Raw genomic sequence first — 13,194 nt, 5'->3', positions numbered from 1 at the left:
TTTAATAGCGCGCAGGTATACCTGCACATTTCGCCATCCCTACTCGACTTGTTAGTTCCTTTATTAATCAAACTGATGCCCCCCAAATAGGGTTTGACTATTAATGCAGCAGCAGAATGCCGTAGAAAGATAAAACAGCGACGCCACCAAGAAGATATAGTGGTGACAGCGCAACATCTGTTGCCACTGCAGCCGGATAGAGAAGTCGTTTCGCAGAGAGAGTATTATTGGTATAGAATTTCACCTTAATCGGATGGTCAAACCGGAAAACATCAGCAGGAACATGCGCTTTTTGATGTATGGTGCCCCGAAGTTCAGAGAGTCTGATTTCGCATTCACCAGCACCTTTATTATCACCGAGGCAATACCACTCTGATAGCTTGAGAATATTTAAGATAAGCATTTTCTCAGACTGATCCCGATAGCTATATTTCAGGGTAATCTCGCCGCTGAACTGATTTTTTCCTTTATTCAGCATGAATGTACCATCTTCAGATACCCTGACTCTGCCTTTATCAATTTTACCAGACACCAGTGCGCGCAAAAAATCTCTCGCGCCTGAGGTAAGGGCATAATCAAAATGATTACCAATAAAAACCCAGCTGTAATTTTCCTTTACTGATTCGGTGATGGTTGCTGCAGTGATCACATCATCGTTATACAACTCTCGGCCATTTTCATGATTTTTTATGTCATTTCTCAGTTGTTTTGTTGCACAACCTGACAAAACCAGGATAGTCAGCACTACCGAAAGACTATTAAGCAATTTTTTTGTAAACTTATCCAAAGTCATTCCTTTTATAAGTAGCATTGATATTCAAGAAATATCTATTGACGTCGACACGCCCCCATCACGGCTTGATCACCATATATCAGAGGCGCGCATGTTAGTTGGTAGGTTTTCACATTTCCAGATCTGTGGTGTATTTCGTTATTTTGGGATTCTCCACGTCAACTTTAAGTATTTTTTCATGCCTGGATGCAATGACTGATATGCAAAAAACTATTGCTCATTCCGGTTTTGCTACGAAAGGAGCGCCAGAATTAAACCAAAAAATGTGCTCTCATCAAAAACCTGTCCTGAGGGAGATAAAGCACCAGGCGGAGTAAAGGCCCACTTGTTCATCGTTCCAGACCGCATAAATAATCGCCCCAGAGGCGTCACGAGTCTTCCATTATGGAAGGTCGCCTCCACACACCCGGTTACACTCTGACCATAAAGGAATGCCGGCACAAATTTTACATACCGGTCGTCCATACGCAGAACGACGGCGGCAATATCAAAAGCCCCGCCCTCCAGCAACAAGTCTGTAACAGAGACGGTAAACGTCTCAACATGCAGTCCTGTACTTTCCAGCCACGTATTCATCTGCTCCTGAAGTTGCGTTATTCGCAGGCAAAACTCCGCAATATCTGCCTGATTCTTACTGACAGATGAAGCCGGTGCAGACTGTCTGGTCTGTAGTTTTTCGAGAAACTGTGACTTTACTGACATGATGCTATCTGACCTTACAGACGGGTTGTGGTATCAAGATACTGCTGTTGCTTCAGATGGCGTGCCACCGCTGGCACTCAGCAGCGGCAGAGCGACAATAACGTCAACAGCTTCACTGCCGGCGGCAAAAGACAAATCACAGACCGGAGGAAGCGTGTCAGCCAGGTCGGTATCAATGAGGGTACCGTCCTGAAAGCGCACCACCAGACGGGTGGCGTTCAGGCGCGAGAGCGCCAGTGCTGCATCGTCAAATTCTGCCGCCACCACGCCCCAGGGATGAGAAACCCCCATCCGCGCGACCATGTCGGCAACGTGTTCATTCCAGCGAGCCTGCTGCTGGAATTGTTGCGGGGCCAGAGCGGCCCCATCCTCCCAAAGTGGGCGGTAAATTTTCATCCCTGATTTCCCCTCGCCTTACGATTTCGCCTTCGGCATCTGGGAAACCAGTGACAGGTTGACGTCCATGCCCTCCACCTGGAAGTGTGGGATGGCGTATAGCCTGACGCGGAAAAAGCCCGGGTTATCGTCGATATCTTCCACTACCACCTTCGCGTCGCGCAGCGGGTGAGAAGCCTGCAGCTCATCGCCCGGATCGGTCATTTCGGTCACCAGACCGCGCACCCAGGTGTTTAACTCCAGTTCCAGCAGACGCCGATCCTTGGTGGTGCCGATGTTTTCACGCTGAATCAGCTTCAGATAATGCGCGATACGCGACAGCAGGAAGATATACGGCAGACGGGCGTTAATGCGGCTGTTGGCGGTGGCATCCGCAGTGTCATACAGCGCAGGTTTCTGGGTGGAGTTGGCTGAGAAGAAGCAGCTGTAGTCGCGGTTTTTGTAGTAGGACAGCGGAATGAAACCGAGATTGGCGAACTCGAATTCGCGGGTTTCCGGGATCATTACCTCACTCGGGATCTTCACCTGATTACCGGTGCCCAAATCGTACAGATGAATCGGCAGATCCTGCACCGCACCACCGGCCTGTGGACCACGGATTTGCACGCACCAGCCATTGTTAATGAAGCTGCGCACCATGTTGGATGCGAAGGCAAACGAGGCGTTGGTCCACAGGTATTTGTCGTGATCCGGGCCTTTGACTTCTTCAACGTAGTTGAAGCTGCGCACCGGTACGGTGTCCGGGCCATACGGCAGGCGACCCAGCACACGCGGCATCACCAGACCGATGTAGCGCGAATCGTCCGTCTCGCGGAAGGATTTCCACTTGATGTATTCAGCGCGGTCAAAATAGTTACCGATATCTTTGATGGCCGCCACGTCTTCCATTGAATCCTTGAGGAAGAATTGCGGGCCGGCAGAGCCGATAAACGGCATATGCGCCGCAGCAGACACTTTTGAAATATTGCGCAGCAGGGCAACATCCTGCGCAGACGCATCAAACTCATAAGCGGAAATCAGCGCCGCAATCGGCTCGCCGCCTGGTGTGTCATACTCATCAATATAGGTGTGTTTATACAGGCCGCTCTGGATAATTTCCGGGCTGTCTTCAAAGTCCTGACGCAGATCTTCTTTAGACATATCCAGCAGTTCGACTTTCACGTTCTGGCGGAAATCGGTTTTATCGACAAGGGATTTCACACCGCGCCACAGGCTCTCCACAGCCTGGAACTCTTCGCTGTGCATGACCGCATCCAGCTGACGACTGATCTGGTGATCCAGCGCGGCGATATGGTGGTCAATCAGGTTTTTGTCGAGTTTTTCAACTTTTGCGCCTGATTTTTTCAGGCAATCCAGAAATACCTGCATGCCGGCGGTTAAACGCTCATCCGCCGTTGCATCCGACATCGCCTGCGCATCCTGCCAGATATCCAGCGCGCTCAGCTCAGAAACCGGGTTAAGATTGATTTTTTCAAACAGGGTGGCATAGACCCCACCGGTTGCCGGACGTTCCAGCACCACGCTCTCGCCACCCGTCGCATTCTCATTATTTACAGACATCAGCATCTTCCTTATTAATCCGTTAAATCATCGTGATGGTTATGGCTGTTTTGGTGCCAGGGTTGAGAGCTCAGCGCGCAGTTCTGCGCTTAACGCCGGGTCCAGCAGAATTTTTTCCAGCTCCTTTCGGAAGGCCTGGTTATCCAGCAGGTTGGCTTTTAAATCACGCAGTAAATTGCGCATGGAAAGCATGGCCTTCAGCTGAGGTATTTGCCGGGAGACCTGTTCCGGAGAGAAATCTTTCATGCTCTGGAAAGTCAGACTGATGCTGTCTTCGCTGCCGTCATCGGCCAGCGTATTTTTAACGGCAACCGTGACTTTGGGCGTATATTCGGAAAGCACTGCGTCAAAATTATTTTTGTTCAGATTAACTTTGGCTCGCTCTGATAATGGTGCGGACGCCTGACCATGACTGAAGTCGCCCGCCACCAGTAATTTCAGCGGAAGCTCGGTTTTCTTGCTTGCGCCACCGGTATGCAAGTCAAGTTTTAAGTTAATACGTGCCTTTGGCACTTCATTCTGGAAACTATCTGCCATTTCATCATCCCTCTGTTTATCTCAGCGCACATTTTTCGCGCCATACTACTTTAGAGGTAACAACAGAGCAATGATCGACAGAAAAGCAAATACACAGATCTTTAAGCTGCTAAAGTGACACACGAAAACCATTAAAACTAAAAAAGGCAGATCATTGTCACCAGAAACCAGCTAAAAAAACTGGCAAAGACATTAAAGGCCGCACATTAATGCCAATAAAAAATAAAGTTGTGGATTAATATTAACAAAGCGTGAATTTATTGATTCAGGTCAAAATAAAAAATCCGCCAGAAACCATCCCACCATCAAGAAAGAAATGACATAAAAAGATAAAAATTGCGGATAAAAGCAGTGCGGAATTTCATACAGGACGGTAATGAGATGAAGTAAAGATTTCAGGTAAAACAGAGCGCAACTAAGCCCCGTGCTACATCCGTTCAACGTAATCGTATAAATCACCACCCATGTGGGAAATTTCGTATAAATAACGTTCGGATGCGACCAGAGGGAATCAATCAGGATAGCGTGGTTCACGACATAATGACGTACGCGATCAATCGCGCCGCTGCTAATTCAGTAATCTATTCCTCACAAACTTCATTCCAACTGCCCCGTCAGCGCTGACGCCATGCCGACGGTGCCATGCCGTGCAGTTGGCGGAAGCGGTTGCTGAAGTGGCTGGAGGAGTGGAAACCGCAGCGCAGGGCAATCTCGGTAAGCGACAGCGTGCTGAATTGCAGCAGCTGCTGCGCGGCTTCCATACGGCGGCGCATCACATACTGGTGCGGCGCTTCGCCGGTGCTACTGCGGAACATACGTGCAAAATGGTATTCGCTAAGCACCGCCTCTGCCGCCAGTTGGGCCAGCGTTAACGGCTGATCCAGCTGCGTATCGATCAGCGCCAGCACGCGGCGCAATACCGCCGGCGCCAGTCCGCCGCGTACCTGCGGCAGCTGCCACTGTACCTCGCTGTAGCGCTGCAGCAGATGGGTCATCAGTAGTGTTGAGGCGCTGCTCAGCATCAGCTGGTTGGCCGGTTGCTGCCAGTCGGCGCTCAGCAGAAAATGACGATACAGCTGGGTGATGCGGTCATCGTCGGCAAAAATCTTCTCATGCAGGTTAAGCTGCGCCGGGCTGCGATCCCACACCTGCTCACCGAGGTGACGCAAATGCGCATCGGTGCAGTAGAGGTGCACGAAGGATAAATCCGCGCGCAGATCCCAGGTCGACTCAGTGCCAGACGGCATCAGGCAAAAGCGATCCGGCGCGCCGCCGTTGCGCCAGCCGTGCGGTGTTTTGTGCCAGGTATCGTAACCGTCAGCCACATAAAGGCTAAGCGTATGGTGATCGCTGAGGTTGGTCACGCGATCGCCACTGTTGAACCACGCCGCCAGCCGAATGCCGCCGCTCAGCTGCACGCTATCGCGCAGCTGTGCTTTGTGACGCTGAAGCATAGTAAATGTCTGATATTCCGGCATGGTCTGACATCGCTCTCTGGGTTGATGTCCTGTAGTTTACGCAACTGACCGGACAGAAAACAGGCCAATGCCGGACCAGGCGGGAAAAAGCGCAAGAATTTGCAAGTGCTGCGCAAAGCCATGCAAGCCGCGCTCCTGTCACTCAGGCACACTGCGAGCCTGATTCCGCCGGAGAGTTTCTGATGAACCTGATGTTATACCTCGCGGTGGTGCTGATTTGGGGCACCACCTGGATTGCGATTTTTCTGCAGCAGCAGGCCGCCGATACGCCGGTACTGGTGGCGGTATTCTGGCGCTTCCTGTTCGCCTCGTTGACCATGCTGGTGCTTCTCCGGCTGCTGAAACGTCTGCGTACGCTGGATGCGCGTGACCACCTGTTTTGTCTGTTACAGGGCGGCTGCGTATTCGGTTTTAATTTTGTCTGCTTTTACCACGCGGCAGCGATGATCAGCACCGGACTGGAGTCGGTGATTTTTTCGATGGCGGTGCTGTATAACGCGCTCAACAGCTGGATCTTTTTCCGCCAGCGCCCGCCTTTCCGCCTGCTGCCCGCCGCCACGCTGGGTCTGGGCGGGATTGTCGCGCTGTTCTGGCAGGATATTCAGTCAGCCCATGTTGCGCCGCAGCTGCTGTCGGGCGTGGGGCTGAGCGCGCTGGGCACGCTCGGTTTCTCCTTCGGCAATATGATTTCCACCCGCCATCAGCATCGTCAGCGCGACGTGCTGACCACCAACAGCTACGCCATGCTGTACGGTGCGCTGATCATGGCCCTGCTGGCGCTGGTAAATGGCGACGCGCTGGCGCCGGCGCTCAATCTGCAGTGGCTGGGAGCGATGAGCTATCTGGCGCTGTTTGGATCGGTATTGGGTTTTGGTGCCTACTTCACGCTGGTGGGGCGCATCGGTGCCAGCCAGGCGGCTTACAGCACCCTGCTGTTTCCACTGGTGGCGCTGACGCTTTCGACGCTGTATGAAGGCTATCAGTGGCATAGCAATGCTATCGTCGGGCTGGTGATGATTCTGGCAGGGAATATGGTGATGTTCGTGCGCTGGCCGGCTCATCGCCGGTTACGTCTGGCGTGAAGCAAGAGCGGGCATGGCGCCCGCTCTGTCACTCCTCTAGCGCCAGCCCCCGACGCCGATGTTGAGCTGGTGAGGTTGGTTAATGGCTTTTCTGGCAATCCAGTAAAGCAGAACGCGTTCATCATCTCTGTCGCGGTCGGCCATCGCCAGTAATTTCAGCGACAGGGTGGACCTGGTCACAGGCTGCTGTTCATCGCTTAACTCGATAACCGCCTGACCGATGATGCAGCAAACCTCATCCCCGCTGGATACGGATTCATATGCCCGGTCTTTCATATTTCCTCCTGTTGAATGAACTATAAGCCTGGCAAAGTTCCTGCGTTTTGCCGCGCAGATGCTGCGCTTAAAACACCCTGTTACACATGCTCACCTGTCGCAATGCCTGTTCATGTGACGACATCCGCGCTGCGCTTAAGCAAAGGCGCAATACCATTCATACCGGTTTCACAGCATTTCATTCCGTCTCCCGCTCCGTTCACGCCCGTCCGCACCACCCGCGCCCGCGTGAGGCTTATTATCGCTGCAGATTCCGTATTCCCGGATGGGAGAGAGAAAATGACAACAGCCGTTAACCCTAATCATCAGCGTATTCGTATTCTTACCCTCGTCGGCACCATCATTACCCAGTTCGCGCTCGGCTCGGTTTACACCTGGAGTCTGTTTAACGGCCAGCTGGCACAAAAGCTGGATGCGCCAGTCAGCCAGGTGGCTTTTTCCTTTGGTCTGCTCAGTCTTGGTCTGGCGATTGCCTCCTCGCTGGCCGGCAAGCTGCAGGAGCGCTTTGGCGTGCGCAACGTCACCATCGGCGCCGGTATTCTGATGGCGATTGGCTTCTGGCTGACCGCTCATGCCGACAACCTGATGATGCTGTACCTGAGCGCCGGTATTCTGGTCGGGCTGGCCGATGGCGCGGGCTATCTGATGACGCTCTCTAACTGCGTGAAGTGGTTTCCGGAGCGCAAAGGGCTGATTTCGGCCTGTTCGATCGGCGCTTACGGCCTCGGCAGCCTCGGCTTTAAATTTATCTGCGGCGCGCTGCTCAGCAGTCAGGGGCTGGAAAATACCTTTATGATTTGGGGCGTGCTGGCGATGGCGATGATCATTGCCGGTGCCCTGATGATGCGCGATGCGCCGCTGCAGCAGGCTGGCTCACGTCAGCAGCAGGCGGCACAGGAGTTTACGCTGGCACAGTCGGTGCGTCTGCCGCAGTACTGGATGCTGGCACTGATGTTCCTGACGGCCTGCATGAGTGGTTTGTATGTGATTGGCGTCGCGAAAGATATTGGTGAAGGCCTGGTGCACCTGAGTACGCAAACGGCGGCCAATGCGGTGACGGTAATTGCCATTGCCAACCTGAGCGGACGACTGATTCTCGGCGTACTGTCGGACAAAATGGCGCGCATCCGGGTTATTTCGCTGGCACAGCTGGTTTCGCTGAGCGGCATGAGCATCCTGCTGTTCACCCACATGAATGAAACTACCTTCTTCCTGTCGCTGGCCTGCGTGGCGTTCAGCTTTGGCGGCACCATCACCGTCTTTCCGTCACTGGTCAGTGATTTCTTCGGCCTTAACAACCTGACCAAAAACTACGGCCTGATCTATCTCGGCTTCGGCATCGGTAGCGTGCTTGGCTCGCTGGTGGCTTCGGTGTTCGGCGGCTTCACCGTGACCTTCAGTCTGATTATGACACTGCTGGTGATCTCGCTGGTGCTGTCGCTCAGTATCCGTCTGCCAAATCGTCAAAACCTGGCCGCGCCGGTACTGCATAATTAATTCACCACCCTGCCGTGTAATTGCACGGCAGGCTTTTTACTGATGACCACAGAATTGATCACGCGTTGAGAATGACTGTTATTTAACCTTGCATTTCAGAGTAATCGGGTTATTATCAGGCGCTATTCAGCTTATTCCGATTGGTTTATTTCCCGCCCTGTCACTTTTAGCTTTTAATTGACATATCTGGTAATAATTACGGAAATAACTCTACATTCACTGCATCTTCACTCCACTTTTCCCGGTTAATCTGGCCTCATTGGAAAAGAGGAGGACTCTCCATGAAGAAGTTAATAAAAGCTGCTTCGGTGGTGGCGATTATGACCATGCTAAGCGGGTGTATTATCGAGCACGATCATGGACGCGGTCCCGGCTGGGGCCACGGGCACGGCGGCGGCTGGCATCACGGCCATGGCGGCTATCGTCACTGGTAATTGGGCAAAGCACACACAGCACATAATAAAAAATGAATAAAATAAGGGCGGGAATCAATCCCGCCCTTATTTTTTAGCTTTTCACCGCGTAATTACATTGATACCAGACTTTCTTCAGGCCAGGCAAATTGCTGTCCTGCGCCGGAAGCGACTCGACTTTATCGAAGCCGCGCTGGTTACAGTAATTCGCCAGATCAAGTTCCAGCGCATCTTTATCCAGCTTCTGTGGATCGTAACGATACTGTACGGTATTTGAACGGGCATCTTCATCCACGCGCTCAAAACCCCCGGGTTTGCTGACACTACAACCGGCCAGCATAAAAAGCGCTAACGCGCTAATAAGCATTTTATTCATTAGGGTGTCCTCATCAGACGTTGCAGTGTAAAAGGCAACGTCACACGCCTCTATAGGAAAAAGACGCGAAATGTCCGATTAATGCAAAGCTTTCGCCAATCAAATCAATAAAACCAAACGGTTTTCCTTATCACATCAGCAGTGAGAAGATGACTTCAGACAAAACGAAGTCTGCACCACACCAGGTGATACCCACAAAAAGACATACTGAAAGTGACCTTTATGCCCGTGCTGAGCGGGCTTTTTTTTCGCCCGTTATCCGGTAAGGCTGACCATCTTACGCAAAAGATTGGCCGCTTGTTTGTCCGGCAATGCGAGAATTCCGCTGTAAAGATCAATCGACATCGCGCACATCGTGCCGCGATCCACCGCCGTATCCGCCGGCATATTCAGCTGCTGCAGCTTATCGCCCCACTTGCCATACAGTTTTTCCACCACGCGCTGCAGATCGCGCTGCGCCTGAGGCTGATCCACCGCCAGCTCATCGCCGGTACTGTTTTGCAACAGTGCCTCGAGCGCTTCACCATCGCGCTGATTGAGCTCCGGCGACAGCACCTGTTGCAGATTGACGCCACCGCTGACCTGTGGATAGAGGAAACGGAAGCAGCGCTGCGTATCCTGCTGCTGCAGCGCCTGCATCTCCTGCACCGAAACGCGGATGTAGTTGATGATCGCCGCATCGCTGGCGCGCGCCATGCGCTGATTCACCAAATCCATCAGCCAGCCGCGCATATCGCCCAGCGCCTGCTCCGCAGGTACGCCCTCTGCCAGCTTGTGCTGCAACTCGCGATTCAGCAGTTGCCACAGCGCCGGCTCCTGCACTTTCAGTACGCGATAACCCGGCGCGTCGCTCAGTTGGGTAGCCACCTGCGCCGCCAGCGCCTCGCGCTCCTGACGCGGATGCAGCCAGCTAAACCACAGCAGATTGGCCAGCAGCACAGGCAGCAAAAACAGCAGGACACCCTGCCAGACGCGCAGCGCGGTGGTGCGCAGCAGTATCACGATGATGATCGCCAGCAGCACAAAAGCGGCCAGCGTGAGCGGGAAAAGCGAGAACATGGAGCGACATTAATCCTTGCGAACGTCAATTAAAACCGGACAGCTGGCGCGTTCAATCACTGCTGCGCTTACCGAGCCTTTCAGCAGGCGGTTGAGCGGCGACAGGTGACGACGGCCCATTATAATCATACTGGCGTGCAACGCCTCAGACTGCGCCACAATGGTTTCCGCCGCTTCACCGGCCAGAATCAGCCCGCGTGCGTCAATGCCAGCGCGCAGCAGCGGTGCCAGCGCGCAGCAGCGGTGCCAGCGCATGGCGTACCACCATTTCAGCCGTGTTTTGTTCATCCTGCGCCACGGCAAAATCGTCCGGATCTTCCCCGGCGTCAATCTCAATCGGCTGATTGCACGACGAATAAGCCGGATCGACACAGCACAGCACGGTGACCTGCGCCTGTTGCGCCAGCGCCTGTTCAATGGTCAGAGCGATCACTTTTTCCGCCACCGGTGAGTTATCGATGGCCATCAGCAAGGTTTTCATCAGTCGGTTATCCTTCCGCAGCAGTTATTTTGCCAATTTCGCGAATCAGCGCCTCTTTACACTTTATCAGCGCTGTCCGGTAATGCGCTTCCTGGCGGTGAAAACGTGCCGTCGGCACCAGCAGTGAGATCGAGAAGCGCCCGAACAGCGTATCAATCGCGACCGCCATGGTGGAAATGCCCTCCAGCGTTTCGCCGCGATCGATAGCCAGTCCGCTGGCGCGCACCTCCGCAATCAGCGTCAGCAACTGCGGCAGCGTTTTTACCGTCATTTCCGTCAGTTCCGCATAGGCTTCACCGACCATCACCCGCACATCTTCGTCGCTCTCCAGCGCCAGCAGCGCCCGGCCACCGGACGTACTGTAGAGCGGCAGATTCAGGCCGATGTGGGGCACCACGCGCAGCTCACGCGTGGCCACCACGTAATGGACAATCGCCAGCTGCGTCCCGCTGGCCCGCGCCAGCGACACCGTTTCATTGATTTCCGCCGAGAGTTGTTCGAGGAACGGCCGGACAATTTCCACCACGTCACTGTGCACGCTGGAGATCAGCTTCAGCAACGCCGGACCGAGGCGCAGCCCGCCGGCCCCGCCGCTGCGCACCAGCTGCGCGCTATCCAGCGCCGCCACGATGCGCTGCACCGTCGAGCGCGGCAGATCGACCACCTGCGCAATTTCACCCAGACTCATGCCGCCCGGATGCTCACCGAGCGCATTTAAAATTTTTGCCGCACGCGCAATGACCTGAATGCCACCCGCTTTTTCATCCTCACGGCTTGAGGGAGGTTCTACCATGATACGTTCCTTTTTGGCCTGCCCTACTTTAGCGCGAACGATCGCACTTTTACACCCTGTATCACATTGCAATACACCATATCGAAATGTAAGATGCGAGCTGTATCACATCGCAATACACTGCATCAACCAATAACGAGACACCTGCTATGAATGCCCAGCCCGTGGCGGCACCGGCACCGCATCCTTTTACCCTGCGCCTCGCGCTGGGTCTGGTAGGGGTGCTGATCGCCGCGCTGACCTCCGGATTAAACGATCGCGTCACCGACATCGCGCTGGCCGATATTCGTGCCGCAATCGGCATTAGCTACGATGACGGCAGCTGGATTATCTCGGCCTATCAGGCAGCGGAAGTCGCCGCGATGATGATTGCACCGTGGTTCGCCGTCACCTTTTCGCTGCGCCGCTTCGCGCTGGCGGTGTCGGCCGGTTTCATGGTGTGCGGTGTCCTGCTGCCCTTTATGCCCACGGCCCCGCTGTTTATTGCGCTGCGCGTGGTGCAGGGACTGTTTGGCGGCGCTCTGCCGCCGCTGCTGATGACGGTGGCGCTGCGCTTTCTGCCACCGCCGATCAAACTTTATGGGCTGAGTGCTTACGCCCTCACCGCCACGTTTGGCCCGAATCTGGCGGCGTCGCTGGCGGCGTTCTGGACCGATGACGTCAGCTGGATGTTTGTGTTCTGGCAGGTGGTGCCGGCCATGCTGATCGCCATGCTGCTGATCGGCTGGGGTCTGCCGCAGGATCCGCTGCGCACTGAGCGATTTAAACAGATTGACCTGTTCGGCATGCTGAGCGGCTGCTCGGGCATGGCGCTGCTGATTCTGGCGCTGACGCAGGGTGAGCGTCTCGACTGGCTCAGCTCGCCGCTGTTTGTCGCCCTATTATTCAGCGCGCTGGCGTTGCTGATTGTGTTCTTTATTAATGAATGGTTTCACCCGCTGCCGCTGTTTAAGTTGCAGATGCTGCGCCGCCGTAATTTGTCGCACGGTTTGCTGGCGCTGGCGGGTGTACTGATTCTGGCGCTGTCCGGTTCGGCGCTGCCGTCGGCCTATTTTGGTCAGGTGGAGGGGTTTCGCACGCTGCAGTTCGCGCCGCTGGCGTTGACCATCGGCCTGCCACAGCTGCTGATTGCACCGCTGGTCGCCAGCCTGCTGAATATCCGCTGGATTGACTGCCGCTGGGTGCTGAGCGCCGGTGTGCTGCTGCTGGCGACCGCCTGCCTGCTGGGCATGCAGATCACCACCGACTGGGCGCGGCAAAACTTCTGGCTGATGCAGGTCTTGCAGGCGTTTGGTCAGCCGATGGTGATTCTGCCGGTGCTGATGAGCGCCACCAGCGTGGTCGCGCCGCCGGAAGGACCGTTCGCCTCCGCCATGTTCAATACCGTACGCGGCTTTGCCAGCATTGCCGCCAGCACGCTGGTGGAGTGGTTTATCAGCCATCGTGAGCAGTTTCACTCCAGCGTGCTGGTCGATCAGGCTGCCAGTCGCAGCTGGCTGATGACCGCAACGGATAGCCAGCAGTCCAGCAGCAGCCTGCCGCTGTTGGCCAACGGCAGCGCCAGCAGCGCGGCCAATCTCAGCGGCTTCGCCACCCTGCTGAAGCATCAGGCCATGGTGCTGAGCCTGAGCGATGCGTATCTGATGCTGATCGCTTTCGCTGTCGGGCTGTTAGTGCTGACGCTGTGCCTGGCGAAACGCGTCTGGCCACCGCAAACCCTGATTCAACCTGTTACCAAAACTCCGGAATAA

General features: G+C 54.7%; 13 protein-coding genes and 2 pseudogenes. 4 read left to right on the top strand and 11 right to left on the bottom strand.

From position 1 onward, the window contains the following. Nucleotides 1-100: 100 nt before the first annotated feature. From ERD80_RS05280 to ERD80_RS05255, 6 genes and pseudogenes are all read right to left on the bottom strand, one after another. The gene (locus ERD80_RS05280; protein WP_136546023.1) at nt 101-787 is read right to left on the bottom strand and encodes a hypothetical protein; all 687 of its coding nucleotides are present in this window, start codon (nt 785-787) and stop codon (nt 101-103) included. A 237-nt stretch (nt 788-1,024) separates the two neighbouring features. After that, on the bottom strand, nt 1,025-1,495 hold the full coding sequence (locus tag ERD80_RS05275; protein ID WP_136546021.1) for a hypothetical protein: 471 nt from the start codon (nt 1,493-1,495) through the stop codon (nt 1,025-1,027). 63 nt (nt 1,496-1,558) lie between these two features. Further along, a pseudogene (gene tssK, locus ERD80_RS05270) lies at nt 1,559-1,891 on the bottom strand (type VI secretion system baseplate subunit TssK); the annotation flags it as partial. 18 nt (nt 1,892-1,909) lie between these two features. Further along, nucleotides 1,910-3,457, bottom strand: coding sequence for a type VI secretion system contractile sheath large subunit (tssC, locus tag ERD80_RS05265; protein WP_136546017.1), 1,548 nt, complete (start codon nt 3,455-3,457; stop codon nt 1,910-1,912). Nucleotides 3,458-3,490: 33 nt separating this feature from the next. Then, a complete protein-coding gene (tssB, locus tag ERD80_RS05260; RefSeq protein ID WP_136546015.1) occupies nt 3,491-3,988 on the bottom strand; it encodes a type VI secretion system contractile sheath small subunit in 498 nt (165 codons plus the stop codon). A gap of 614 nt (nt 3,989-4,602) precedes the next feature. After that, nucleotides 4,603-5,466 (bottom strand): AraC family transcriptional regulator, encoded by an 864-nt coding sequence (locus ERD80_RS05255; protein ID WP_136546013.1) that lies wholly within the window; start codon nt 5,464-5,466, stop codon nt 4,603-4,605. 182 nt (nt 5,467-5,648) lie between these two features. On the opposite strand from ERD80_RS05255, the gene ERD80_RS05250 reads away from it, so the two are divergent. Next, nucleotides 5,649-6,548: an EamA family transporter gene (locus ERD80_RS05250; protein WP_136546011.1), complete on the top strand. Its 900-nt coding sequence runs from the start codon at nt 5,649-5,651 to the stop codon at nt 6,546-6,548. Between the two features lie 36 nt (nt 6,549-6,584). Here the strand turns inward: ERD80_RS05250 and ERD80_RS05245 are convergent, their stop codons facing one another. Then, nucleotides 6,585-6,824: a hypothetical protein gene (locus ERD80_RS05245; RefSeq protein ID WP_021313687.1), complete on the bottom strand. Its 240-nt coding sequence runs from the start codon at nt 6,822-6,824 to the stop codon at nt 6,585-6,587. 279 nt (nt 6,825-7,103) lie between these two features. On the opposite strand from ERD80_RS05245, the gene ERD80_RS05240 reads away from it, so the two are divergent. After that, nucleotides 7,104-8,321 (top strand): MFS transporter, encoded by a 1,218-nt coding sequence (locus tag ERD80_RS05240; protein WP_136546009.1) that lies wholly within the window; start codon nt 7,104-7,106, stop codon nt 8,319-8,321. A 281-nt stretch (nt 8,322-8,602) separates the two neighbouring features. Beyond that, nucleotides 8,603-8,755, top strand: coding sequence for a hypothetical protein (locus tag ERD80_RS22420; protein WP_168926252.1), 153 nt, complete (start codon nt 8,603-8,605; stop codon nt 8,753-8,755). A 73-nt stretch (nt 8,756-8,828) separates the two neighbouring features. Here ERD80_RS22420 and ERD80_RS05235 read toward each other — a convergent pair whose 3' ends face one another. The 4 genes and pseudogenes from ERD80_RS05235 to ERD80_RS05220 form a co-directional block, all read right to left on the bottom strand. Further along, entirely contained in the window at nt 8,829-9,110 is a 282-nt protein-coding gene (locus ERD80_RS05235; RefSeq protein WP_021509105.1) for a membrane lipoprotein lipid attachment site-containing protein, read from the bottom strand. 255 nt (nt 9,111-9,365) lie between these two features. Continuing rightward, a complete protein-coding gene (locus ERD80_RS05230) occupies nt 9,366-10,169 on the bottom strand; it encodes a hypothetical protein (protein WP_021509104.1) in 804 nt (267 codons plus the stop codon). Nucleotides 10,170-10,178: 9 nt separating this feature from the next. Continuing rightward, a pseudogene (locus ERD80_RS05225) lies at nt 10,179-10,650 on the bottom strand (universal stress protein). Nucleotides 10,651-10,657: 7 nt separating this feature from the next. Beyond that, nucleotides 10,658-11,443, bottom strand: coding sequence for an IclR family transcriptional regulator (locus ERD80_RS05220; RefSeq protein WP_021509102.1), 786 nt, complete (start codon nt 11,441-11,443; stop codon nt 10,658-10,660). A 149-nt stretch (nt 11,444-11,592) separates the two neighbouring features. On the opposite strand from ERD80_RS05220, the gene ERD80_RS05215 reads away from it, so the two are divergent. After that, nucleotides 11,593-13,194 (top strand): MFS transporter, encoded by a 1,602-nt coding sequence (locus tag ERD80_RS05215; protein WP_136546007.1) that lies wholly within the window; start codon nt 11,593-11,595, stop codon nt 13,192-13,194.

This window comes from Pantoea sp. R102 (genome assembly GCF_004916815.1).
Lineage (GTDB): Bacteria > Pseudomonadota > Gammaproteobacteria > Enterobacterales > Enterobacteriaceae > Pantoea > Pantoea dispersa.
This window is presented reverse-complemented; position numbering and strand designations above follow the sequence as displayed.